Here is a 23,077-nt window from a genome sequence, read left to right on the forward strand (position 1 = left end):
ACGAGGACGTCCCCACCACACGGTGGGGACGTCCTCGTCCGGCAGCAGGGTCCGCGCGACTCAGCTGGTCGAGACCGCGCCCTCGGCCCCGCGGGACGCCGGGGACCCGCTCGCGAGCGTGCCGTCGGCCTTCTCCTCCGCGTACTGGTCGCGCAGGTCACGCGCCTTCTCGGACCGGTACCAGTCCTGACGTGCGCCGGTCTCGACGGGCTGCATGCCGACGACGACCTTGCCGCGGGAGTGCATCTCGGCCAGGTCCTCGTAGGCGTCGACGATGTACTCGAACGGGTAGAAGCCCGAGATGAGGATCTGCACGCGGCGGTCCTCGACGGCCTTCGCCAGGAAGAGGATGAGTTCCTTCGCCTCCGGGTCGGACGCCGGGGCACGGAGGAACCGCAGTTCGGCGTCACGCCGGGCCTCGGACGAGACGAACCGCTTCTCGTCGACGCCCAGACGGAGGGCGAGCTCGTGGGCGGATTCGTCGCCGTGGTTGTCGATGAACGCGGTGACGGGCCGGCCCTGGGCGATCTCGGTGATCCGGGCCTCCTCACCGTCCCCGTAGGCGACGGGCAGGATGCCGATCTGCCGGAGGTAGTCGTGGTTCCGCGGGCTGCCGAGGCCGATCACGGTCGCACCGGCGTCGCGGGCGAGCTGGCACTGGATGTGGCCGACACCACCGGCTGCGGCGCTGATGACGACGGTGTCGCCGGGTCCCAGGCGGAGCTTCCGGACCACGTCGACGGCGGTGCAGCCGGCCAGGTACAGACCCCCGGCGACCTCCCACCCGACGTGCGTGGGCTTCATGACGACGGCTTCGCGGGGCACCACGACCCAGGTCGCGTGCGAGCCGCCCTCGGGCGCGTGGCCCATGACCTCGTCGCCGACGCGCAGGTCCTTGACGCCCGCGCCCCGGGCCCGGACGATGCCGGCGAGGTCGACGCCCTGGCGGGCCGGGAACTCGACCTGGATGTGGTCCTGCAGCTTGCCCTCGCGGAGGAACCGCTCGATGTGGTTCAGGCCGGCGGAGATGACCTCGACGACCACCTCGCCGGGTCCGGGCGTGGGTCGCTCCTGTGGCACGACCTCGACCACGTCGAAGTCGCCGTACCGCTCGTACTGCACTGCGCTACCAGTTCGCATGTCACCCTCCTCGGGACGTCGTGCGTCCGTCCTACTCGCCTCCGGCACGGCTCCGTCCGCGGATGTGGGGTTCTCGCAGGGAGCGGTCCGGATCCTGAGGACCCGACGGGACGGGTCGGCACCCGCTGGGGACGGGCCGGACGGGAGGCCCGTGGCGGCGCCGCCACGGGCCTCACGTCCGTCTGCTGGTGCGTCCCGAACCCGACGTCGGGTGTCGTTCGGGTGCGACGCCAGGGGCTGGCTCAGGACGGGCCGAACGCCTGGGCGATCCGCGCGGACGCCTCGGCGTCGAGGTGCAGGGCCTGCTGGTCGGCGTCGGGACGGGGCAGCCGGACCGGCGTCGACCAGAGCGACCCGTCGGCGGCGAGGTCGACGACGAGCGCGCCCGTGCCGACGAGCGCGGTCTCCTGCTCGTACGGGCCGGCGACGTCGTTGTCGTTCGCGACACCCGGCGCCACCAGCACCGGCACGCCCGCGAGCGACCCGGCGAAGTGGTGGTGGTAGTGGCCGCCGAGGACGACCCGCACGTCGGTGCCCCGCAGCACCTCGGCGAGGTCCTCGGGGTTCCGGAGCTTCAGCGCGTCGTGCAGCGACGTCGGCGCGGGCAGCGGCGGGTGGTGCAGGACGACGACGGACCCGTGCTCGGACGGCTCGGCGAGCACGGTGCGCAGGTGCTCGAGGACCGACTCGCTCAGTTCGCCGTACCCGGCGCCCGGGACGCTCGTGTCGACGGTGACGATCCGCCGCCCGGCCACCAGGGACTGGCCCCGCACCGGGACGGACGGGTCGTGGTGCTCCATCGTGTGCATGAGCGGCTGGCCGCCCTCGCCGAGGACGTGCCCGTTGACCAGGACCTGCCGGAAGCCGGCGCGCTGGTCGTGGTTGCCCGGCACCGTGACGAACGCGGCGCCGTGCCGTTCCGCCCAGCCGCCGACCATGCGTCGGACCGTCTGGTAGGACTCGGGCGAGCCGTCCTCGGAGACGTCGCCGGAGATGACGACCAGGCCGACACCGGGCACGGCGTCGAGGTGCTCGAGCAGTGCACCGAGCGCCGCCGTCGTGTCGACCGTGCCCTGGTGGAGGGTGCCGTCGCCGGTCAGGTGCGTGTCCGACAGGTGCAGGATGCGGAGTGTTCCGGGAGCGGGGGTCTGCATGTCGCACACCGTAGCCGGGGCGTGCATCAGCGGGCTGTCGGCAGGGTTACCGTTGTCCGGTGATCGACCTGCGCTCCGACACCGTGACCCGTCCGACCCCGGCGATGCGCCGCGCGATGGCCGAGGCCGAGGTCGGCGACGACGTCTTCGGGGAGGACCCGGAGACCACCCTGCTCGAGCAGGAGGTCGCGGCGCTGCTGGGGCACGAGGCCGGGCTGTTCACGCCGTCCGGCTCGATGGCGAACCAGCTCGGGCTGCGGCTGCTCGTCGGCCCGGGCGAGGAACTGCTCGCCGACGTGCAGGCCCACGTCGTCCGCGCCGAACTGGGGGCCGCCGCGGTGTTCTCCGGCATCACGACCCGGACCTGGGCCTCCGAGCGCGGTCGCCTGGTCGCGCGGTCGGTGGCCGAGATCGCCGAGCCGAACGCCGGCGCCTACTCGGTGTCCACCACGGCGATCGCGGTCGAGAACACGCACAACTTCGGCGGCGGTACGGTCCAGCCGCCGGACCAGGTGCGCGCGGTGCAGGACTTCGCCCGCGAGCACGGCATCGGCCTGCACCTGGACGGCGCCCGGCTGTGGAACGCCCACGTCGCGTCGGGCACCCCGTTCCGGGAGCTCGCCGGCGGGTTCGACACCGTGTCCGTCTGCCTGTCGAAGGGCCTCGGTGCCCCGGTCGGGTCGGTGCTCGTCAGCACGGCGGAACGCATCGCCGCCGCCCGGATCTGGCGGAAGCGGTACGGCGGCGGCATGCGCCAGACCGGCATCCTGGCCGCCGGTGCCCGGTACGCCCTGCGCTCGCACGTCGACCGCATGGCAGAGGACCACGCGAACGCCCGGGTGATCGCGGCGGCGCTCGACGTCGACCCGGCGACGGTCGACACGAACATCGTCTTCGCCGAGGTGTCCGACCCGGCGGCGTTCGTCGCCGCGGCGGCCGACGCCGGCGTCCGGGTGATGCAGCTCGGGCGGACGACGGTCCGACTCGTGACGCACCTCGACGTCTCGGCCGCGGACGCCGAGCACGCGGCCCGGGTGCTCGCGACGCTGCCCCGCTGAACGCGAGCGCGGCTGAACGCCACTGGCTGACGGACCGGAGGCACCGCGCACGACGCGAGCCGCGCCTCCCGGCCGTCAGACGGCGTCGGTAGGGTCGGCACGCGAGGAAGGGGTCCACCGTGGCCGGAGCAGGCATCAGCGTCCGCGACTTCGTCATGCGCTTCGGGGACCGGAACGTCGTCGACGGCCTGACGTTCGACATCGCGCCCGGCGAGACCTTCGGCCTGCTCGGCAGCAACGGCTCCGGCAAGACCACGACGATCCGCGCGCTGCTCGGCATCACCGCGCCGACCGCCGGCACCCTGACGATCGACGGCGAACCGTACCGACCCGCCACCGGTGGGATCGGCTACCTGCCGGAGGAGCGCGGGCTCTACCGGAAGGAGACCGTCATCGACGTCATGACGTACTTCGCGGCCCTGCGCGGGACGCCCCGGGGCCCGGCGACACGGTGGTCGACGGAGTACCTGGAGCGCGTCGGCCTGGCGGACAAGGCGAAGGTCCGGATCGACAAGCTCTCGGGCGGACAGCAGCAGAAGGTGCAGCTCGGCATCACGATCATGGACCGGCCGCGCCTGCTGATCCTCGACGAACCGACGAAGGGCCTCGACCCGGTGAACCGGCGGCTGCTCCTCGACCTGGTCGACGAGCGGAAGGCGGACGGCGCGACCGTCATCCTCGTCACCCACCACATGGACGAGGTCGAACGGCTCTGCGACCGGATCCTGCTCCTCAAGGACGGGGTGGCCGCCGCGTACGGCACGATCCCGGAGGTGCAGGACGCGTTCGGCGGCGCGGTCGCGAAGGTCGCCCTGAGCGGGCCGGTCCCCCGGTCCGAGCGGTACCGGCTCGCCCGGCACGAGGGGCACGTCGCCTACCTGGTCCCCACCGCGGCGGCGACACCGGACGGGTCGGACATCCTCGCCGAACTCGTGTCCGCCGGCGTCCACGTCACCGGGTTCGAGATGCGCCGGATCCCCCTCGACGAGATCTTCGTGCAGCTGTACGGGCACGACGCCGACGCGGACGCCGCCCGCACCGTGGTCGGAGCCGGACGATGAGCCGACTGGGAACCGTCGTCCGGTTCGAGTTCGTCCGCGCCGTCAAGAAGCCCGCGTTCTGGATCGGGACCCTGGCCCTGCCGCTGGTCGTCATCGTCGTGTCGCTGCTCGTCGGGGTCGGCCAGGCCGCCGGCACCGACTCCGCGATCTCGAGCGGGTCGGCCGCGCGGACGCCGTTCCACTACGTCGACCGCTCCGGGCTGGTGTCCCAGAAGGTGGCAGCGAAGTGGGGCGGGTCCCCCTCGACCGACCCCGCAGCGGACCGTGCGGCGGTCCGTGCCGGTCACCTCGACGCCTTCATCGCGTTCCCCGCGACGCCGTCCACGACCCCCGTCACGGTGCTCGGTGCGGACCGCGGGCTGTTCGCCAACATCGGGTACTCGGCCCTGGCGGAACGCGTGCTGGAGCAGAGCGTCGCGGCGCAGGTGGACGACGCCGAGGCGGTGCACATCCTGCGATCCCCACCGCAGGCGACGGTCACCACCTACGCCGACGGCCGGGTCGCGCCGGGCTGGCTGTCGATCGTGCCGCCGCTGCTCTACGTCGCCGCGTTCTTCGGGCTCGTGATCCTGCTCGCCGCCCGGATGGTCACCGTCGTGGTCGAGGAGAAGGAGAACCGCATCTCCGAGATGATCCTGACCACCGTCACGGCGGGCACCCTGATCCGCGGTAAGGTCATCGCGATGCTGCTGGTCGGGCTCGTCCAGGTCGGTGTGTTCCTGGTGCCCGGTCTGCTCTCGCTCGCCGTGGTGCTGCCGCTGGTCGCCGGACGGGTGGGCTCGTTCGCACTCGACCCGTGGCGGATGGTGGCCGGAGCACTGCTGCTGGTCGGCGGGGTGCTGCTGGCCTCGGCGTTGTTCGTGGCGGTCGGTGCCTCGGTGCCGACGATCAAGGACGCCTCGACGCTGCAGTCGGCGGCGCTGTTCGCGGTGATCATCCCGCTCTACGCCGCCTTCTTCGTCATGACGACGCCGTCCTCGCCGATCGCCGCGTTCTTCACGTACTTCCCGACGTTCACGCCGGTGACCGCGATGGTGCGGAACGCGGTGGGGTCGCTGTCGGTGGTCGAGACGATCGCGTGCATCGTCGAGGTGTTCGTGGTCGCGGGCGTGCTGCTCTGGTTCGCGGAGTACCTGTTCCGGCACTCGGTCGCCCAGTACGGGTCGAAGGTGAGCCTGAAGCAGATCGCCGGGTGGCGGCGGTCGAAGGCGCTGCCGCGCTCGCGCTGACGCACGGTCGCGGCTGCCGGGCTGGCGCGCCGCCGTGTCAGCCGACGGTGACCGGCGCCGCCGCGGGCTTCCGCCCCTGGACCATCCAGACGAAGAACCCGGCCAGGGTGAAGGCGCCGTAGACGACGTACATCAGCCCGGAGGCGTAGTAGCCGGCCGAGAACAGCAGCGGCACACCGACCAGGTCGACCGCGACCCAGATCAGCCAGAACTCGACCCACCCCTTCGCCATGCCGTAGGTGGCCAGGAGCGACCCGACGAAGATCCAGGCGTCGCTCCACACCGGCTCGTACGAGCCGAGCGCACGGAACACCGGCGTCAGGACCGCGGTGCCGCCGACCAGGGCGACGACGAGCAGCGCACGTGCCCGCCAGGAGGCCCACTTCGGCTCGAGCACGGTGGTCGCCTCGTCCGCGCGGTGCGTCCAGCGGTACCAGCCGTAGACGCTGACCAGGATGAACATGACCTGTCGTCCGGCCTGTCCGAGCAGGTTGACGGGGTTCGGGGTGTCGAAGAGCGCCCCCATGAAGACCGTGAAGAGGAGCGCGTTGCCCGCGATGCCGACCGGCCACGCCCACACCTTGCGGCGCATCCCGCCCAGGGCGCTGAGCAGCCCGAAGACGTTGCCGATCACCTCGCGCCAGAGCACCGTCTGGTCGCCGATGACGAGCTGCGCGTCGAACAACCACCGCACGATGCCCATGTGACCTCCTCGATCCGGTCGATGCAACTGCACAGACCTCGCGGGCATTCCGCCCGCTGTGCCACACCGACCCGTTCCGACGGCTGTCCGGAGAACGAGAGACGACCCCCGTTCTGGGGGTGCTCCGAGGCCGATCCGTGCTTGTCCTCATTTTGGGGGACGCGTACGCTCTGACCATCAAGCGAGTCCGGCCCGCCCGAGCAACTTCCCCCGCCTCGGAGCCCGGCGACCGCCCCTCTCCCGCACACCTCGGTTGCGGTCCCGCTCACCCCGGGACCGACCACGTCGCCGTGCGCGAGCACACCCGAACGCCGACGACGGCCTCACCGCGCCCGTCAGGGGCGCAGAACGGAACCACCCCATGCACAAGATCGTCACCGGAGCCATCGCCGGCGCAGCAGGCGTCGCCCTCCTCCTCGGCGGGGCCGGGTCCTTCGCGCTCTGGAACGCGAGCGCCAGCAGCGCGGCCTCGGCCGTCAGCGCCGGCACGCTGAGCCTCACCGCGAACAACGACGGTGTCTGGACCGACATCACGAACGGCCGCTCCGCCACGATCAACCCGGCGTCCGTCCTGATGGTCCCCGGCAACACGTACCAGTTCACGCAGACCCTCACCGTCGGTGCGACGGGTCAGGACCTCAAGGCGAACCTGACCTACGCGCAGCAGAGCATCACCGGCGACCAGGCACTCATCGCCGCGACGACGAAGACCCTCGCGGTGACGTCTACCAGCGCCTCGGTCGTCCCGGCCAGCGGCACCGCCAACACGTTCGTCGTGTCCCCGTCGACCGCGACCTCGACCGTCAAGGTCGTCTTCACCATCGCCCTGCCGTCCTCGGCGACCACCGGGCAGGGCGGCACCGTCAACGTCGGCGCACTCGCCTTCACCCTGACGCAGACCGCCATCGGGTCCTGACCCCCGGGTGACCGACCGCGTGCGACGGGCTGACGACCCGCCCGTCGCACGCGCCGCCCGCACGCCGCACCCGCGCCATCGCGCGCACCCGTCGCACGCGCCGCCCCACACGCACCCGCACGACCGCACCGCCCGAGGAGGACACGAGCATGAGCGCCAGCACGACGGCCTCGGGACGCCACCGCGCGCCCCGACGGAACCGCTGGCTGGGGCCCACCGTGCTCGCCCTCGTCGTGGCGGTCGTCGTCGCCGTCGTCACCGCACTGCTCGGCACCAGCAGCACCTACGCCCTCTGGAACCAGGCCGCGAGCACCTCGTCCTCGACCGTCCGCTCGGGCACCGCCACCCTCACGGTCAGCCAGCTGACGATGAGCGGCGCTCCCCTGGCACCCGGAGCGGCGAGCACCGGCACCTTCACCGTCACGAACACCGGCACCGTGCCGCTGAGCACCCGGGTCGTCACGACGTCCGCGCGGGTCACCGGCACCAGCACCGCGAGCACCACCGTGCTCGGCGAGGTCACCCTGCGCTACTCGGTCGTCACGTCGACCAGCGCGTGCCGTGCGGGCACCGCCGGCACCTCCGGCCGGGTCGCCGCGTTCGACTCGGGCACCGACAGCGGCAGTGTCCCGGCCGGCGGTCGGCGGATCGGCTGCGTCGAGATGGACCTCGACACCGACGCACCGCAGAGCGTGGCCGGAGCCGGGGTGGCCGTGACCCTCACGGTGACCGGGACGCAGGTGGCCTCGTGACCACGCGCCTCCGACTCCTCGTCACCGTCCTGCTCGTCGCGGCCTTCGTCGGCGGCGGGTCCTCCGCCGCCTGGGCACTCTGGACCGCCTCGGCGTCGACCACCACCAGCGTCGCGGTCGGTCGCATCGCGGTCACGGTCGGCGGCACCGACGCGCTGACCACCGCGTTCTCGTCGACGACCACCACCACGACGACGCCCGTCACCGTCACGAACACCGGCACGATCGCCGGCACGGTGAGCACCACCGCGTCCGTCCTCGCCGGCGGCTCGACCGCCCTCGCCCGCGCCGTCGACGTCCGCGCCTGGCAGGTCGCGTCGACCGGCGCCTGCACGGCGAGCACCGCGGTCGCGTCCGGCGCGGTCGTCGGGACCTGGGCCTCCCTGCCGAGCCTGACGTCGAAGACCAGCGCCGGCGGCAGCACCGTCTGGTGCATCCGGTCGACCGCCAGCACGGCGGCCCCCGCCGCGGCACGCGCCGACGTCGCCCTCGACGTGACCCTGACGAACGCCAGCTGGACGGCGAACGCCGTCCGCGGGACGTTCTCCCTGACCACCGCGGCAGCGGCACCGGCCCTGGTCTGCACGGACCACGGCGGCAACTACGTCGACGTGGCCTGGGACGCCGCCGGTCGCTCGATGGACACCTGGTACGGCGCGTTCGTCCACGGGGTCCAGATCGGCGACCGCCAGCAGTCCTACTTCGGTCGAGTCACCATCGCCCCGAGCCAGATCCCGTCCTCCGTCGCGACCAGCGGCACGGTCACGGTCGACGTCTTCGTCCTCGACTCGGCCGGGAACCCGACGACGACCGACGCGGGGACCGGCACCATCACGCTGTTCACGCAGAACAACGGTCCGGCCGTGCGGTGCGGATCGTGAGCGCCCACCTCGCGGGGCGTCGGACCGGAGGCCCGGACCAGCGCCGCCACCCGGCCCGCCCCTCGCAGGGACGTGCGCCGCGCACCGGCTCGCGGAGCCGCCGAGCCGGGACACAGCCAGCCGACCGCAGCGCGCTGGTCTCGGTGCTCCGCGCCGTCGGCTTCGGGCTGAGCACCGGTCTGGTGCTGCTCGTCGCCGCGCTCGCCGTCGTCCTGATCGTCATCCCGAAGGCCACCGGGTCGATGCCGCTGACGGTGCTCACCCAGTCGATGGAGCCGACCCTGCCGCCGGGCACCCTCGTCGTCGTCCGGCCGGTCGCCACGGACCGGATCGAGGTCGGTGACGTCGTCACGTACCAGATCACCTCCGGCCAGGCAGCCGTGGTCACGCACCGGGTCGTCGCCGTGAGCTCGTCGTCGGACGGTGGCCGGACGTTCACCACCAAGGGCGACAACAACGCCGTGGCCGACAGCCGACCGGTCCTGCCCGCACAGATCCGCGGGACCGTCTGGTACAGCCTGCCGGAGATCGGGACGGTCAACCAGTTCGTGAACGGGTCCCGGTCGTGGCTGATCCCGACCGCGGCAGCGCTCCTGCTCGGCTACGCGGCGGTGATGATCACCCTGGGCGTCGCGTCGACGGTCCGTCGCCGCCGGACCGCTCGACGTGCGCCGGCCGAGGCGGGCCGCACGACCGGTCGACATCGGCAGCGGACGACCACCGACGCGCCCTGACCTGAGGTCACGGGGCTGACGTCACCGAGCCCACGTCGCCGAGCCGGCTCCCCCAGGGGCCCCCTCGTTCTGGGGGAGATGCAACCGGATGTCGGCGTGTCCGCACTTCGGGGGACCCGGGTACGTTCGACGACAGGACGACCTAGCCCGAGCATCCCTCACTCCTGGGCACACGGGTCGTCCTCCGGCACCGGTCAGCCGCGCCCTCCCGTACCCGGGGAGGTCGGTGACGACCGTCCCGTCGGGCCCTCCCGAACGCCCCAGACGCCGACAGCGCTGCCCAGCGCAGGAACGGACAAGAACCATGCACAAGATCGTGACCGGCACCATCGCGAGTGCCGCGGGTGTCGCCCTGCTCCTCGGTGGTGCAGGCTCCTTCGCCCTCTGGAACGCAAGCGCCAGCAGCGCCGCCGCGGCCGTGAGCTCCGGCACCCTGACCCTGACGGCGAACCGCGACGGCGCCTGGACCGACCTCACCAACGGCCGCTCGAACCCGATCGACCCCGCATCGGTGCTCATGGTGCCGGGCAACACGTACCGGTTCACGCAGACCCTCGTGGTCGGGGCGACCGGCGACGACCTCAGCGCGACGCTCACCTACGCGCCGCAGAGCATCACCGGCGACGCCGACCTGCTCGCGGCGACCCAGAAGACCCTCGACGTCTCGTCGTCCACCGCCGCCCTGACGAAGACCGCCGATCCGACGGTCTTCACCGTCACGCCCTCGGCCGCGACGTCGACCGTCCTCGTGACGTTCACGATCACCCTGCCGCAGTCCGCGACGACCGGGCAGGGCGGCACGGTCGACGTCGGTGCCCTCGCGTTCACGCTGACGCAGACCCCCATCGGCTCGACGGGTTCCTGAGCCGGACCACGGCCTCCAGGGGGACGCACATGACCCGGACCACGCCGACGACGGGACGCCACCGCGCGCCCCGTCGTCTGCGCTGGGCCTGGCCGGTCGGCCTCGGGCTCGTGCTCGCCGTCGCCACCGCGGTGGTCGGCAGTGGCAGCACGTACGCGCTCTGGAACGGCACCGCATCCACGCAGGCGTCCATCGTCCGGTCCGGGACGGCGACGCTCGTCGTCAGTCCCCTCACGGCGATGTACGCGACGCCGCTGGCGCCGGGACGGAGCACGACGGGGTCCTTCTCGGTCCGGAACAGCGGCACGGTACCGCTCGGCATCCGGATGCAGACGACCACACTGCACGTCGCGTACGCCTCGGTGCCGGACAGCGCGGTCCTCGACGAACTGACCCTCCGCCTGGCACCCGTCGGCCGGGCTGCGGACTGCCGTGCCGGGCTCGGGGGCTACGCCGCCCGACCAGCCGCGTTCGACACCGGCAGCGGGTACTACACGCTCCCCGTCGGGGCCTCGGCCACCGGGTGCTTCGAGATGGTGCTCGACGCCGACGCACCGCAGAAGGTGTCCGGCGCGGTCACCGACTTCACCGTCACGATCACCGGGACGCAGGTGGCACCGTGACCGCGCGTGTCCGGCTCGTGCTCGCCGTCGTCCTCGTCGCCGTCTTCGTCGGTGGCGGCTCGTCGGTCGCCTGGGCGCTGTGGACCGCGACCGGGACCGCGGCGTCGAGCGCCACGAACGGCACGCTCGCGGCGGCGATCTCCGGCACGGAGGCGCTCACGACGACCTCCACACCCGCGTCCCCGTCGATCACGCGCCCGGTGACGCTCACGAACGCGGGCAACATCCCCGGCACCACGGCGACCACCGCCCTCGTCGCCGAGGGGTCGACGGCGCTCGCCCAGGCGACCGACGTCGTCGCCTGGCCCGTACCCACGACCGACGACTGCACGGATGCCACGGCCGTCGGTACCGGAGCCGTCAGCGGGACCTGGGCGTCGCTGCCGAGCCTGACCTCGTCCCTCGCACCGCGTGCTGCTGCGGTCTGGTGCATCCGATCGACCCTCGCTGCCGGCGCCCCGGCCTCGGCGACCACCAACATGCACATCGTCCTCACGACGACGAACGCCGGCTGGGTGTCGTCGGCGGTCTGGGGCGGCTTCTACCTGAACTCCGGCAACACGGTCGCGGCACTCGGGTGCACGGACCAGGCCGGCAACTTCATCGAGCTGACCTGGGACCAGGGCGACCGCCCGAAGCCCACGGCGTACGGCGCGTTCGTCGACGGCGTGCAGGTCGGCGACCAGCAGCTCGGCTGGTTCGGCAAGATCACCCTCGCGCCGGACCAGGTCCGACCGGCCGCTCCCGACGCCGGGACCGTGACCGTGACCGTGCGCGTGCTCGACGACTCCGGGAAGCCGACCGACGACGTCGTCGCGGACGGCCCGATCACGCTCTTCACCCAGAACGACGGCCCCGCCATCCGGTGCGGCGCATGACCACGCTGACCTCGGGCCCGTCGATGCGACGCCGGCCGGGAGGCTCGCCCCGCGCCCGCCACGCAGCCCGCCCGGCCGCCCCACCGGTCCGGAACGGCGCACTCGCGGTCCTCCGTGCGGTCGGTGTCGGGCTCACGACGGGCCTGGTGCTCCTGGTCGCCGGCCTCGCGGTCGTCCTCGTCGCCCTGCCGAAGGCCACCGGGTCCGTCCCGCTCTCCGTGCTCACGCAGTCGATGGAGCCGACCCTGCCGCCCGGCACCCTCGTGGTCGTCCGACCCGTCGCGCCCGAGGACGTCCGGATCGGGGACGTCGTCACCTACCAACTCGAGTCCGGCCGCCCCGAGGTCGTCACGCACCGCGTCGTCGCGATCAGGTCCTCGTCCGACGGCACCCGGCAGTTCGTCTTCCGTGGCGACGCGAACGACGCGGTCGACGCCGAGCCCGTCATCCCCGCCCAGATCCGTGGTGCCCTCTGGTACAGCCTGCCGTGGCTCGGGACCGTCAACCAGGTGGTGAACGGGTCGCGGCCCTGGCTCCTGCCGGTGCTCGCCGGACTGCTCCTGGCGTACGGAGTGGTGATGATCGTCACCGGCACGGTGTCGACGGTGCGCCGTCGACGTCGCCGCGCTCGTCGTCGCGAGCGTGGTGTGGACCACACCCGGCGACGTCCTCAGCAGCAGGTGGGCACGGCCTCCCACGTCGGGTGACCCGCTTCGGCGAGCGCCGCCTGCGCGTCCCGGAAGGACGAGTACGGCACGTGCTCGCCAGAGGCGTTCGTACCCCGGCCGGCGTCGGTCTAGGCTCTGGCGGGTGACGGACGGTCGGACCGACGGGGTGCAGCGCGCGCGGACGCTGCTCGCGGACGCGGCGACGCGGCTCGGCGCGGCCGGAGCCCGTGACGAGGCCCTCGGCGAGTACGTCGAGCCCAAGCCCGTGCTCGGCATCCGACGGGACCCGACCATCCGCTCCCTCGGGCGGGTGTGGCGGGTCGGTGCGCTGCTGCTCGGGTCCTCCCCCGAGACCGCTGGCCAGGTCTGGGCGACCGGGGCGATCACCCGCGTGACCGAGGCCGGGCGCTCCCAGTTCGTCTCCGTCTCCGCCGAGGTCCGTCGGGCCTACCGGGCGGCGGCAGCGAAGGGGCACTTCGCGCCCGGGGACACCGTGAACCACAGCGCGACGCCGATCCCCCTCGACGCCTCGCTCGTCGGAGCCGACACGGCGCTGTTCGTCCGCGACGACGAACCCCGCGTCCGCTGGTCCGCGACCGCCGGCACCGACGTCCCGCTGGCGGACTACCTCGCCGACCGGGTCGGGCTGCTCGTCGACCCACCGCCGGGTGCGACGGACTAGGGGTACGAGCCGCCGTCAGCGCTGCCGCGTAGCGTCTGCCGGGTGACCGACTCCGCCCCCGCAGCCGTGCGGCGGCGCCTGCTGCTCCCCGGCCAGTACGGCCCGGCGTTCGACGACGGCGGACCGGTGGTGGTCGTCGAGGCCCGCGAGTTCTTCACCGCACGCCCGGTGCACCGGACGAAGGCGCACCTCTGGCTCAGCGCGCTGCGACACCGGGTGCGGGACCTGGGCGACCGCGCCGAGCACGTCCGGGTCGACCACCTGCGGGACGCCCTGGTCGGGCAGGACGACCTGGAGGTCATCGACCCGCCGTCCCGGGTGCAGCGCGGCCAGGTCCGGCACTGGGGACACGGCACCACGATCCTGCCGAGCCGCGGGTTCGTCACCGACGAGGACGAGTTCGCCGGCTGGGCCGCCGAACGGGGTGGGCGGTTCCTGATGGAGGCGCACTACGAACGGGTCCGGCGACGCGAGGGCTGGCTGATGGCGAACGACGCCCCGCTCGGTGGCGCGTTCAGCCTCGACGCACAGAACCGGCAGCCACCGCCCCGGGGCGCGACCACCCTCGGGCTGCCCGACCCCTGGTGGCCGACCGAGGACGAGGTCGACGACGAGGTCCGGGCCGACCTCGACCGGTGGGAGCGCGACGGCCTCGTGCAGTTCGTCGGACGGGACGACCGGCGGCGCTTCGCGGTGACGCCCGACGAGGCCCAGGCAGCGCTCGACGACTTCGTCGCGGTACGGCTCGGCGACTTCGGGCCGTACGAGGACGCCGTGCTGACGAACGACTGGACGATGGCGCACTCGCTGCTCAGCGTGCCGCTCAACCTCGGCGTGCTCGACCCCCGGCAGGCGATCGACGCGGCGTTGGCGGCCCACGCCTCGGGAGCGGCGCCGCTCGCCAGCGTCGAGGGGTTCGTGCGGCAGGTCGCCGGGTGGCGGGACTACGTCTGGCACCTCTACTGGTGGCTCGGGGACGACTACGGGGCGGACGTCGAAGCGCTCGGGGCGCGGCCACCTGCCGCAGCGCGACCACCTTCCGGAGCCGGACCGGCGCACCCGGCGGGGACGGGCCTCCCGGCCTGGTGGCGGGAGCTGGACGCGACGGAGGTCGACGCGGTCTGCCTGACCGTCGCCCTCGACGGGGTCCGCGACCACGGCTGGCTGCACCACATCCAGCGGCTCATGGTCCTCGGCAACTGGGCGCTGCAGCGGGGGTACGACCCGCTCGAACTGACCGAGTGGTTCACCGACGTCTTCGTCGACGGCACCGACTGGGTGATGCCCGCGAACGTCATCGGGATGTCGCAGCACGCCGACGGCGGCGTGGTCGCGACGAAGCCGTACGCGGCCGGCGGACGGTACATCGACCGGATGACGGACCACTGCGGCGGCTGCCGGTTCGACCCGACCACGCGCCTGGGCGAGGACGCCTGCCCGTTCACCGCCGGGTACTGGGCGTTCCTGGAACGCGCGGAACCGGCGCTCCGGCGGAACCCGCGGATGCACCGGCCGTTGCAGCAGATGCGGGCGATGCCGGACCTGGCGGCCGTCGTCGCGCAGGAGGCCGCCCGGCAGACGCCGTGAGACCGTCCGGCGGGTCGGATCGTCGAGCCACGGGGAGACGGGACGAGCGGGGCACCCTGCGCATCAGCCCCCCCCCCCCCGACGAGTTCGACTGATCGACGGTCCCACGCCGATCCTGTCTCAGTGCCGACCGTGTCTCAGTGCCGACCGTGTCTCAGTGCCGGGCCGCGAGGACGTCACGAAGTGCGTCGCGCAGACCCTGGTCGAACTCCCCGTACCGACCGGCGCGGGCTGCACCGAGCACCGCAGGCACACGAGCGACCCGGAGGCGCGGGAGCGCGCATCTCCACCGTTCGTGAGCGAGGTCCGCGCGGACGTGCGCGAGGACGCGGGGTGACACGGCGGGGCCCATGCGCTCGAGCCCGCGGAGTCGCCGCTCAGCACGCGCAACGCCGTCGCGGTTCGCCCGCCGGCGAGAACGGGTGAGCGCCGCGATCTTGTCCACCTTGGCGCCGAACGGGCCGCGGATCGCAACCCCGAGGGTGTTCGATGCATGCTGCCGGTACCGGGTCAGGACATCGGGGAGGAGCCGTGCCCGGCCGACGGCCGCGCAGGCGAACGCGAGCCACTCGTCCTGGAAGAAGCCCTCGTCGATGGGGAGACTCGCCACCGCCGTGCGACGACGGACCATCATGGTCGGCCCGGTCATCAGCGGGCGCCGGACCAGGGCTCGGTACGGCTCGGACCCACACAGTTGGGCGCGCTCCGTCGGCGTGATGCCGATGTAGTCGTGGATCGTCAGACCGAGCTCTGCCCCGGCTCCGTCCACCACGATCGCGTTGCTCGCGACGACCTGCAGATCGGGTTCCTCCATGAAGCAGTCCCGCATCACCTCGATGTGCCGAGGCTCCCACAGGTCGTCGTGGTCGCCGATCGCCACCAGCTCGGCGCTGGCGGCTCGCAGCGCTCGGCCGTAGTTGCCGGCCACACCCAGGCGCTCGGTCCCCTCCAGCACCTGTACCTGGACCCCGCGCAGCCGCTGCGCGTTGGCATCGACGAACGCTCGGACACGATCGGCCGTCCCGTCGGTGGAAGCGTCGTCGCTGATCACGAGCTCGTCCGGGAGAACGGTCTGCTGCAGGATCGACTCGAGCATCGCCGTGATGAACGAACCACTGTTGTGCGTGGTGAGCACCGCGGCGACCGACATGACAGAATTCATACTCATATTGTAGATGTGTGTCACGGCGAGGAACAAGGGCTCTGAGGCGTCCAGAGTCCCCAGCAGCCCGGCAGACGCCGTGAGACCGCCCGGTAGGGTCGGATCGTGGCTCTGATCAACGACGAATCCACCGACCGCTACGACCTCCGCGAGTTCCACCCGCAGACCGACGACCAGGGGGCGCCGGACGCCACCACCCGCGCCTGGATGGACGCCGTCGGTGTCGGGTTCCACGAGCCTCCGGAGTCCGACGAGGGCGCCGCTCGCATGGCGTCGCACTTCATCGCCGACCAGGAGACCTTCCTCGGCGTCTACGTCAACCGACCCGCAGCCGGGTCCGTGGACGAGACCTGGCCCGCCGGCACGTTCACCTGGTTCCCGAAGGACCTCAGCTGGGGCGACGGTTCCGCCGTCCGCACGCAGGCCGTGTCCGCCGTGACCGTCCGCCCGACCGAACGTCGTCGCGGGATCCTCCGCCGGATGATGACGCACGCGCTCTCGCGCGGGGTGGCGGAGGGCTACGCGGTCGCGTCGCTGACCGCCTCCGAGGGCACCATCTACCGCCGGTTCGGCTTCGGCTGCGCCATCCGCGAGCGGGCCGTGCACGTCCGCCGCGACCGGGCGCTGCCGTTCCTCGCGCCGACCACCGGCACCGTCGTGATGGTCACCACACAGTGGCTGGCGGACGGCGTCGGCCCGGACGTCTTCGCTCGCTTCCACGCCCGCACCCCGGGTTCGATGGTCCGCAACACCGGCACCTGGCCGATCGTGTTCGGCGAGTTCGGCCCCGACGGGCAGAAGGCGAAGGACGTCCGCGCCGCCGTGCACCGGCCCGAGGGCTCCGACGAGGTCGACGGCTACGTCACCTGGCGGGTCGTCGAGGGCAAGACCGGCGAGGACACCCGCGTCGAGATCGTCGACCTGGTGTACACGACCGACGCCGCCTACCTGTCGCTGTGGGAGTTCCTGCTCTCCATCGACCTCAACGACGTCGTCGTCTACAAGCGCTCACGCCTGGACGACCCGATCGTCGCCGCGCTGGCGGACGCGCGCTCCTACGACGTCGACCACGAAGAGGACCACGTCTGGCTGCGCGTCCTCGACGTCGCCGCCGTGCTCGAGTCCCGCCCGTACGCGGCCGACGGCTCGCTCACGATCGCGGTCACCGACTCGCTCGGCCACGCGTCCGGCACGTACCGCCTCGACGTCCGGGAGGCCCGTGGCTCCGTCACCCGCCTGGCACCCGGTGCCGACGTGGCCGGCTCCGACGTCGCGCTCGACGTCGCCGACCTGGGGGCGCTGTTGATCGGGTCGGTCTCGCCGGTGACGCTCGCGGCCGCGGGGCTGCTGCGTGCGGCGGACCCGGCGGCGCCGGTGCTCCTCCGCGCGATGCTCACCCCGCCCCGCACCCCGCACGGCATCACGTACTTCTGACGCCGCGGCGGCGCGCGCGGGCAACGGTGCCGCGTGACGTCGCACAACAGGAACCGGCCCGAACCACGGGATGCAGTGGTTCGGGCCGGTTCCTGTTGTGCGGGTCCGGCCGGCACCGCGGGCGGGCGGGCCGGAACGGCAGGACGGGAGGCCCGCCCTACGCCCGGCGGCGCACCCGCGGGTCGACCACGGCGTAGACCAGGTCGACGACGACGTTCGCCGTGACGACCAGGAACGCCGAGAAGACCGTGAACCCGACGACGACCTGCAGGTCCAGCGTGTGCACCGCGTCGATGAGCAGCGCCCCGAGGCCCTGCATCGAGAACACCTTCTCGGTGATGACAGCACCACCGAGCAGCGTGCCGAGGTCGAGCCCGAACAGCGTCACCACGGGCAGGATCGCCGTCCGCAGCCCGTGCCGCACGACGACCTGGCGCTCGCGGAGGCCCTTCGCGCGGGCGGTCCGGACGAAGTCCTGCCCCATCGCCTCGAGCATCTCGCCACGGGTCAGTCGGGCGTAGATCGCGGCGCTGATGAACGCGAGCACGCACCACGGCAGCACCAGGTGCGTCAGCCATCCGACCGGGTCCTCGGTCAGCGGCACGTACCCGCTGGTCGGCAGGATCCCGAGCACGAAGCCGAACAGCAGGATCGACAGCAGCCCGATCAGGTACGCGGGCGAGGACACCCCCGCCACCGCGACGGTCATCACGGTGCGGTCGAGCGCCGAACCCGGGCGGAGCGCCGAGGCGGTCCCACCCAGCACACCGGCGACGAGCCAGAGCAGCGCCGCACCGATCGCGATCGACGCCGTGACGGGCAACCGGTCGACGATGAGCGTGGTGACGCTCTCGTGCAGCTGGAACGAGTAGCCGAAGCAGGGTGCGGCGCACTGCACGGCCGAGACACCGCTGCCGAACGAGCGGCCGGTGAAGATCCCGCCCAGGTACGCCGTGAACTGCAGGATCCACGGCTTGTCGGTACCGAGGAACGCCTGCACCTGCGCCAGTCGGTCCGGGGTGCAGGGCTTGTCGCAGATCGCCCGCGCCGGGTTCGTCGGCAGGAGCATGAACAGGGCGTAGGTGATCGCGGCGACGACGAGCAGCACGACGACGGCGCCGAGCACCCGGAACAACACGAAGCGGAGCGCGGTCATCGGCTGCCTCCTCTCGGGTCGAGGGCGTCGCGGAGGGCGTCGCCGAGCACGTTGAACGCCAGGGTGACGAGGAACAGGGCGGCTCCCGGGAAGACGAGGTACATCGGGTCGGTCTGCACCCACCCGACGGCGTCGCCGATGCTGCGGCCCCACGAGGGGGTCGGCGGGGTGACGCCGACGGCCAGGAACGACAGCGCGGCCTCGGCACCGATCATCGACGGGATCGAGATCGTGGCGTAGACGGTGATCGTCGCGGCGAGGTTCGGCAGGAGCTGGGTCCGGATGACGTGCCAGCGCCCGGCGCCCATCGCGGTCGAGGCCACGACGTAGTTCCGCTCGCGGAGCGACAGCGTCTGGCCGCGGATCACACGAGCGACCGCCGGCCACCCGAAGAACCCGATGACCAGGACGACCAGGACGGGCTTCGGGAACGACGTCGGCACGATCGCGGTCAGGGCGATCATGAACACCAGCGACGGGAACCCGAACATCACGTCGACGACCCGGCTGAGCACCCGGTCGTACCAGCCGCCGAAGAAGCCGGTCGTGACGCCGACGAGCACCCCGATGACCAGCGAGAACACGGTCGCGGCGAGCCCGATGCCGAGCGAGGTCCGCGCACCGTAGGTGACGATCGCGAAGAGGTCGCGTCCGGTCAGGGGCTCCACACCGAACCAGTGCTCGGCGCTCATCCCGCCCAGGGGACCGCGGGGTGCGCCGAAGTCGTTGAGGGCCCCCACGTGGTACCCGTAGGGGTCCTGCCCGCTGATCCGCGCGATGAGCGGCGCTGCGAGGGCGACCACGACGAACACGGCGATGACCACCGCGGCGGTCACGGCCCACCGGTCACGACGGATGCGTCCGACGACGGCGCGGAAGCCGGTGCCGGAGCCCGGAGTCGGACGGACCGGACGGTCGACGACGTTCGCGGTCATGCGACCACCCCTTCCCACTCGCGCCAGGCACGGCGGCGTTCGGCCTGTCGGGCCGGGTCGGCGACCGGTGCGGCGGCGAGCAGCATGCGTGTGTAGTCCTCCTGAGGGTCGTCGAGGACGGCCTGCGTCGTGCCGTGTTCGACGATCCGGCCGTGGTGCAGCACGGCGACCCGGTCGGCGAGCTGCCGGACGACGGCCAGGTCGTGGCTGACGAGCAGACACCCGAACCCGAACTCGTCCTGCAGGTCACGGAGCAGGTCGAGCACCGCGGCCTGCACGGTGACGTCGAGCGCCGAGGTCGGTTCGTCGGCGATGAGCAGTGCCGGCCGGAGCGCCAGCGCCCGGGCCACGGCGACACGCTGCCGCTGGCCGCCGGAGAGCTGGTGCGGGAACCGCTCGGCCCACGACGGGTCGAGTTGCACGGCCTCGAGCAGTTCGCGGACGCGTGCCGGTCGGTCGGCGCTCGGTTCGTGCACCAGCAGCGGCTCGGCGATGCTCCAGCCGATGCTCTGCCGCGGGTTCAGCGACGAGGCCGGGTCCTGGAACACGATCCCGACACGCTTGCGGATGTCACGGAGACGCCGGCCTCGGGCGGTGCGGAGGTCCTGCCCGTCGACGTCCACGGTGCCCTCGACCACCGGGACGAGGCCGGCCAGGGCGCGGCCGATCGTGGTCTTGCCCGAACCGGACTCCCCCACGAGGCCCAGGGTCTCGCCGGCGTGCAGCTCGAGGTCGATGCCCGACACGGTCGGGTCGCCACGGCGCGAGTACCGCACGCCGACGTCGCGCAGGCGCGCGACCAGCGGCCGGGAGGCGCGCCCCGCGTCGTCCGCGTCGCTCGCGCTGGGCGACGTGGCTCGGACCGTCGGACGCGAGTCCGGTCGCTCAGCGCGAGTCTCGGCCGAGGCGCCGTCCGAGGCGGAGGCGGGTCGTGCCTCTCCCCGCGAGCTCGGCCGCCCCGCCGCTCCGCAAGCTCCGCGGCGCGGCGGTACCGGCACGAGGGGGCCCAGAGCGGGCACGGCGGCGAGGAGCGCTCGCGTGTACTCGGCCTGCGGGCGCGCGAACAGGTCGACGACCGGGCCGTGCTCGACGGGGTCACCGCGACGCATCACGAGCACCTCGTCGGCGACGTCCGCCACCACGCCCATGTCGTGCGTGATGAGCAGCACCGCGAGCCCGCGGTCGCGGCACAGGTTCCGGAGCAGGTCGAGGATCCCCGCCTGCACGGTGACGTCGAGCGCCGTCGTCGGCTCGTCGGCGATGAGCGCGACCGGGTCACCGGCCAGGGCCATCGCGATCATCGCGCGCTGCAGCTGTCCGCCCGAGAGCTCGTGCGGGAAGGCCTTCCGGATCCGCGCCGGATCGGCGATGCCGGCGGACCGGAGCAGCTCGTCGACCCGGGCGGACACCCCGGCGCGGTCGAGGGCGGTCGGGTGTGCCCGGACCGCCTCGGCGATCTGGGTCCCGATCGACAGCACCGGCGTGAACGAGTTCATCGGCTCCTGGAACACCACACCGATGCCGGCGCCGCGCACCTGGCGCAGTTCCTCGACGGGTGCGCCGACGAGCTCCTCGCCGCGGAACCGGGCGCTGCCCTCGACGCGCGCCTGCGGTGGCAGGAGTCCGAGCACGCTCATCGCGCTGACGGACTTGCCGGAGCCGGACTCGCCGACGAGCGCCAGGACACGACCGGGCGTCAGGTCGAAGGAGACGTCACGGACGACGGGCTCCGCGTCGCCGAACGCGACGCGGAGCCCCCGGACCTGCAGGATGGGATCGGTCACTGCTTGAGCGAGACCTTGAGGTAGTTCGGGTACGCCGGGAAGTCGGCGATCTGGAAGTTGTCGACGTCCGAACCGGCCAGGAACGACTGCTTCGCGTACATCAGCGGGACGACCGGGGCGTCGGCCATGATCGTCTTGTCTGCCTGCGCCCAGGTCTTCTGCGCCTCGGACTGGTCGACCGTGGCGCTGGCCTTCGCGATGAGGGCGTCCACCTCCGGGTTGCTGTACTTCGAGACGTTGTAGCCACCGCCACCGATCTGCGACGAGTCGTAGAGGGGCTGCAGGTTGGCGTTCGCGCTCGGGAAGTCCGGCTGCCAGCTCGACAGCGACAGGTCGAAGTCGGTGCCGTTCGTGGTGGCCTGCGTGAACGAGTCGTAGTCGAGGGGCTTCAGCGTGACCGTGATGCCGGCGCGCTTGAGACCGGCCTGCAGCGCCTGCGCCTGCGCGAGGTAGGTCGGGTCGTTCTGCGTGACGAGCGTCAGCTTGAGGTTCGACACCCCGGCCTGCTTCAGCAGCGACTTCGCCTTGTCGACGTCACCCGTGGCGCTCGTCTTGTAGAGGTCGTAGTCCTGGCGACCGGCGATGCCCGGCGTGATGAGCGTCGAGGCGTAGGTGCCGGCGAGAGCTCCACCCGCGGCGATGCGGAACGACTTGCGGTCGACCGCGTACTGCAGGGCCTGGCGGACCTTGAGGTCCTTCAGTTCGCCACGCTGCGTGTTGATCGCCATGTAGCTGATCGGGCCGGCCTTCGACGTGGCGAGGCGGTCCTGCGCGGACGGGTTGCTCCGGACCTGGTTGAGCTCGGCGGCACCGAGGTAGATCGCGCCGAAGGAGCTCTTCGCGTCACCGTTGTCCGCGATCAGCGTCTGCGTCACCGTGGACGGGTCCTGGCTCTCCTTGAAGACGATCTTCGAGGGGCCGGCGGTGCGCACCTCGTCCGTCTTCGCGGACCAGGCCTCGTTGCGGACCAGGGTGACCTGCGAGCCCTGCTGGTTCGACTGCACCTGGTACGGGCCGGACGCCACCGGCTTGAGGTCGTACGCACCGGTGTCGGTGCCCTGGCCCTCGGGGACCGGGGTGAACGCCGGCATCGACGCGAGCCACGGCCAGTCGCCGTACGCGTCGTTGAGCTTGAAGACGATGGTCTTGTCGTTCGGGGTCTCGATGCTGTCGAGGCTCTTGCCCTCGAACGGCCCCTTGTAGTCGCTGCCGCCCACCAGGAGGGACTTGTGGTAGCTGAGACCACCGGAGAGGGTCGGCGCGAACGAGCGCTCGATCCCCCACTTGATGTCCTTCGTGGTGATCGGCGTGCCGTCCTGGAACTCGACGCCGTCCTTCAGGGTGTAAGTCCAGGTCTTGCCGTCGTCGCTCGCGACGCCGGTGTTCGTGGCGAGGTCCGGGACGACCTTCGCGGTCTTGCCCGGCTCGACGTCCCACGTGGTGAGGCGACGGGCGACGAGGCCCATCGAGGTGATGCCGAGGCTCTGGCTCGTCGCGGGGTCGAGGTGGAACGTGGTCTGCGACGTGAGGATGTTGAGCGTGCCGCCCTTGTCCGTCCCGCCGCTGGCGTCGTCGGAGGCGTTGCCGCCCGAGCAGCCCGTGAGGACCAGGGCCGCTGCGGCGGCGACGGCCGCGGTGATGGTCAGGCGCTTCGGACGTCTCATGACGACGGGTC

22 protein-coding genes are annotated in these 23,077 nt (G+C 72.4%); 14 read left to right on the forward strand and 8 right to left on the reverse strand.

Annotated features, from left to right (window positions below; genetic code table 11):
• Positions 1 to 60 precede the first annotated feature (60 nt).
• Both DEI97_RS12660 and DEI97_RS12665 read right to left on the reverse strand, forming a co-directional pair.
• Positions 61 to 1,140, reverse strand: a complete 1,080-nt coding sequence (locus tag DEI97_RS12660; protein ID WP_111074739.1) for an NADP-dependent oxidoreductase — start codon at positions 1,138 to 1,140, stop codon at positions 61 to 63.
• Between the two features lie 242 nt (positions 1,141 to 1,382).
• Entirely contained in the window at positions 1,383 to 2,294 is a 912-nt protein-coding gene (locus tag DEI97_RS12665; RefSeq protein ID WP_181439226.1) for a metallophosphoesterase, read from the reverse strand.
• Between the two features lie 59 nt (positions 2,295 to 2,353).
• Between DEI97_RS12665 and DEI97_RS12670 the strand changes: the two genes are divergently transcribed.
• The 3 genes from DEI97_RS12670 to DEI97_RS12680 all read left to right on the forward strand — a co-directional run bounded on the left by DEI97_RS12670 (position 2,354) and on the right by DEI97_RS12680 (position 5,642).
• Positions 2,354 to 3,352 (forward strand): threonine aldolase family protein, encoded by a 999-nt coding sequence (locus DEI97_RS12670; RefSeq protein ID WP_111074741.1) that lies wholly within the window; start codon positions 2,354 to 2,356, stop codon positions 3,350 to 3,352.
• A 155-nt stretch (positions 3,353 to 3,507) separates the two neighbouring features.
• The gene (locus DEI97_RS12675; RefSeq protein ID WP_111074821.1) at positions 3,508 to 4,413 is read left to right on the forward strand and encodes an ATP-binding cassette domain-containing protein; all 906 of its coding nucleotides are present in this window, start codon (positions 3,508 to 3,510) and stop codon (positions 4,411 to 4,413) included.
• Positions 4,410 to 5,642: an ABC transporter permease gene (locus tag DEI97_RS12680; RefSeq protein WP_111074742.1), complete on the forward strand. Its 1,233-nt coding sequence runs from the start codon at positions 4,410 to 4,412 to the stop codon at positions 5,640 to 5,642. Before DEI97_RS12675 ends, DEI97_RS12680 begins: the two co-directional genes overlap by 4 nt.
• A gap of 37 nt (positions 5,643 to 5,679) precedes the next feature.
• On the opposite strand, the gene pnuC is transcribed toward DEI97_RS12680, so the two are convergent.
• Positions 5,680 to 6,345 carry a nicotinamide riboside transporter PnuC gene (pnuC, locus tag DEI97_RS12685; protein ID WP_111074743.1) on the reverse strand — a complete coding sequence of 222 codons (666 nt, stop codon included), beginning with the start codon at positions 6,343 to 6,345 and terminating at the stop codon, positions 5,680 to 5,682.
• Between the two features lie 361 nt (positions 6,346 to 6,706).
• Here pnuC and DEI97_RS12690 point away from each other — a divergent pair, with 361 nt between their 5' ends.
• From DEI97_RS12690 to DEI97_RS12735, 10 genes are all read left to right on the forward strand, one after another.
• Positions 6,707 to 7,261, forward strand: coding sequence for an alternate-type signal peptide domain-containing protein (locus DEI97_RS12690; protein WP_111074744.1), 555 nt, complete (start codon positions 6,707 to 6,709; stop codon positions 7,259 to 7,261).
• Between the two features lie 149 nt (positions 7,262 to 7,410).
• A complete protein-coding gene (locus DEI97_RS12695) occupies positions 7,411 to 8,013 on the forward strand; it encodes a TasA family protein (RefSeq protein WP_111074745.1) in 603 nt (200 codons plus the stop codon).
• Positions 8,010 to 8,894, forward strand: a complete 885-nt coding sequence (locus tag DEI97_RS12700) for a hypothetical protein (RefSeq protein WP_111074746.1) — start codon at positions 8,010 to 8,012, stop codon at positions 8,892 to 8,894. Before DEI97_RS12695 ends, DEI97_RS12700 begins: the two co-directional genes overlap by 4 nt.
• Positions 8,891 to 9,628, forward strand: a complete 738-nt coding sequence (locus tag DEI97_RS12705; RefSeq protein WP_258376691.1) for a signal peptidase I — start codon at positions 8,891 to 8,893, stop codon at positions 9,626 to 9,628. The genes DEI97_RS12700 and DEI97_RS12705 overlap by 4 nt, the downstream gene beginning before the upstream one ends.
• Positions 9,629 to 9,932: 304 nt before the next feature.
• A complete protein-coding gene (locus tag DEI97_RS12710) occupies positions 9,933 to 10,493 on the forward strand; it encodes an alternate-type signal peptide domain-containing protein (RefSeq protein ID WP_111074747.1) in 561 nt (186 codons plus the stop codon).
• Positions 10,494 to 10,522: 29 nt separating this feature from the next.
• Positions 10,523 to 11,116 (forward strand): TasA family protein, encoded by a 594-nt coding sequence (locus tag DEI97_RS12715; RefSeq protein ID WP_111074748.1) that lies wholly within the window; start codon positions 10,523 to 10,525, stop codon positions 11,114 to 11,116.
• Positions 11,113 to 11,994 (forward strand): hypothetical protein, encoded by an 882-nt coding sequence (locus tag DEI97_RS12720; protein WP_111074749.1) that lies wholly within the window; start codon positions 11,113 to 11,115, stop codon positions 11,992 to 11,994. The genes DEI97_RS12715 and DEI97_RS12720 overlap by 4 nt, the downstream gene beginning before the upstream one ends.
• A complete protein-coding gene (locus DEI97_RS12725) occupies positions 11,991 to 12,701 on the forward strand; it encodes a signal peptidase I (RefSeq protein ID WP_258376692.1) in 711 nt (236 codons plus the stop codon). The genes DEI97_RS12720 and DEI97_RS12725 overlap by 4 nt, the downstream gene beginning before the upstream one ends.
• Positions 12,702 to 12,804: 103 nt before the next feature.
• Positions 12,805 to 13,344 carry a hypothetical protein gene (locus DEI97_RS12730; RefSeq protein WP_111074750.1) on the forward strand — a complete coding sequence of 180 codons (540 nt, stop codon included), beginning with the start codon at positions 12,805 to 12,807 and terminating at the stop codon, positions 13,342 to 13,344.
• Between the two features lie 42 nt (positions 13,345 to 13,386).
• Complete coding sequence (locus DEI97_RS12735; protein ID WP_258376693.1) at positions 13,387 to 14,931, forward strand: cryptochrome/photolyase family protein; 1,545 nt, start codon at positions 13,387 to 13,389, stop codon at positions 14,929 to 14,931.
• 154 nt (positions 14,932 to 15,085) lie between these two features.
• Here the strand turns inward: DEI97_RS12735 and DEI97_RS12740 are convergent, their stop codons facing one another.
• A complete protein-coding gene (locus DEI97_RS12740) occupies positions 15,086 to 16,093 on the reverse strand; it encodes a glycosyltransferase (protein WP_181439227.1) in 1,008 nt (335 codons plus the stop codon).
• A gap of 105 nt (positions 16,094 to 16,198) precedes the next feature.
• Here DEI97_RS12740 and DEI97_RS12745 point away from each other — a divergent pair, with 105 nt between their 5' ends.
• Positions 16,199 to 17,527, forward strand: coding sequence for a GNAT family N-acetyltransferase (locus DEI97_RS12745; protein ID WP_111074752.1), 1,329 nt, complete (start codon positions 16,199 to 16,201; stop codon positions 17,525 to 17,527).
• A gap of 157 nt (positions 17,528 to 17,684) precedes the next feature.
• Here the strand turns inward: DEI97_RS12745 and DEI97_RS12750 are convergent, their stop codons facing one another.
• The 4 genes from DEI97_RS12750 to DEI97_RS12765 are packed head-to-tail and all read right to left on the reverse strand — an operon-like array spanning position 17,685 to position 23,066.
• Complete coding sequence (locus DEI97_RS12750; RefSeq protein WP_111074753.1) at positions 17,685 to 18,683, reverse strand: ABC transporter permease; 999 nt, start codon at positions 18,681 to 18,683, stop codon at positions 17,685 to 17,687.
• A complete protein-coding gene (locus tag DEI97_RS12755) occupies positions 18,680 to 19,618 on the reverse strand; it encodes an ABC transporter permease (protein ID WP_111074754.1) in 939 nt (312 codons plus the stop codon). The genes DEI97_RS12750 and DEI97_RS12755 overlap by 4 nt, the downstream gene beginning before the upstream one ends.
• The gene (locus DEI97_RS12760; RefSeq protein ID WP_111074755.1) at positions 19,615 to 21,402 is read right to left on the reverse strand and encodes a dipeptide ABC transporter ATP-binding protein; all 1,788 of its coding nucleotides are present in this window, start codon (positions 21,400 to 21,402) and stop codon (positions 19,615 to 19,617) included. Before DEI97_RS12760 ends, DEI97_RS12755 begins: the two co-directional genes overlap by 4 nt.
• Positions 21,399 to 23,066: an ABC transporter substrate-binding protein gene (locus tag DEI97_RS12765; protein ID WP_111074756.1), complete on the reverse strand. Its 1,668-nt coding sequence runs from the start codon at positions 23,064 to 23,066 to the stop codon at positions 21,399 to 21,401. Before DEI97_RS12765 ends, DEI97_RS12760 begins: the two co-directional genes overlap by 4 nt.
• Positions 23,067 to 23,077: the final 11 nt, after the last annotated feature.

The organism is Curtobacterium sp. MCLR17_032 (assembly GCF_003234795.2).
Taxonomy (GTDB): Bacteria; Actinomycetota; Actinomycetes; order Actinomycetales; family Microbacteriaceae; genus Curtobacterium.

Excerpts from the sequence above, each read along its gene's own strand:
- DEI97_RS12660 (WP_111074739.1), bottom strand. The coding sequence starts at position 1,140 with ATGCGAACTGGTAGCGCAGTGCAGTACGAGCGGTACGGCGACTTCGAC.
- DEI97_RS12665 (WP_181439226.1), bottom strand. The coding sequence starts at position 2,294 with ATGCAGACCCCCGCTCCCGGAACACTCCGCATCCTGCACCTGTCGGAC.
- DEI97_RS12675 (WP_111074821.1), top strand. The coding sequence starts at position 3,508 with ATGCGCTTCGGGGACCGGAACGTCGTCGACGGCCTGACGTTCGACATC.
- DEI97_RS12680 (WP_111074742.1), top strand. The coding sequence starts at position 4,410 with ATGAGCCGACTGGGAACCGTCGTCCGGTTCGAGTTCGTCCGCGCCGTC.
- pnuC (WP_111074743.1), bottom strand. The coding sequence starts at position 6,345 with ATGGGCATCGTGCGGTGGTTGTTCGACGCGCAGCTCGTCATCGGCGAC.
- DEI97_RS12690 (WP_111074744.1), top strand. The coding sequence starts at position 6,707 with ATGCACAAGATCGTCACCGGAGCCATCGCCGGCGCAGCAGGCGTCGCC.
- DEI97_RS12695 (WP_111074745.1), top strand. The coding sequence starts at position 7,411 with ATGAGCGCCAGCACGACGGCCTCGGGACGCCACCGCGCGCCCCGACGG.
- DEI97_RS12710 (WP_111074747.1), top strand. The coding sequence starts at position 9,933 with ATGCACAAGATCGTGACCGGCACCATCGCGAGTGCCGCGGGTGTCGCC.
- DEI97_RS12715 (WP_111074748.1), top strand. The coding sequence starts at position 10,523 with ATGACCCGGACCACGCCGACGACGGGACGCCACCGCGCGCCCCGTCGT.
- DEI97_RS12725 (WP_258376692.1), top strand. The coding sequence starts at position 11,991 with ATGACCACGCTGACCTCGGGCCCGTCGATGCGACGCCGGCCGGGAGGC.
- DEI97_RS12740 (WP_181439227.1), bottom strand. The coding sequence starts at position 16,093 with ATGAATTCTGTCATGTCGGTCGCCGCGGTGCTCACCACGCACAACAGT.
- DEI97_RS12750 (WP_111074753.1), bottom strand. The coding sequence starts at position 18,683 with ATGACCGCGCTCCGCTTCGTGTTGTTCCGGGTGCTCGGCGCCGTCGTC.
- DEI97_RS12755 (WP_111074754.1), bottom strand. The coding sequence starts at position 19,618 with ATGACCGCGAACGTCGTCGACCGTCCGGTCCGTCCGACTCCGGGCTCC.
- DEI97_RS12765 (WP_111074756.1), bottom strand. The coding sequence starts at position 23,066 with ATGAGACGTCCGAAGCGCCTGACCATCACCGCGGCCGTCGCCGCCGCA.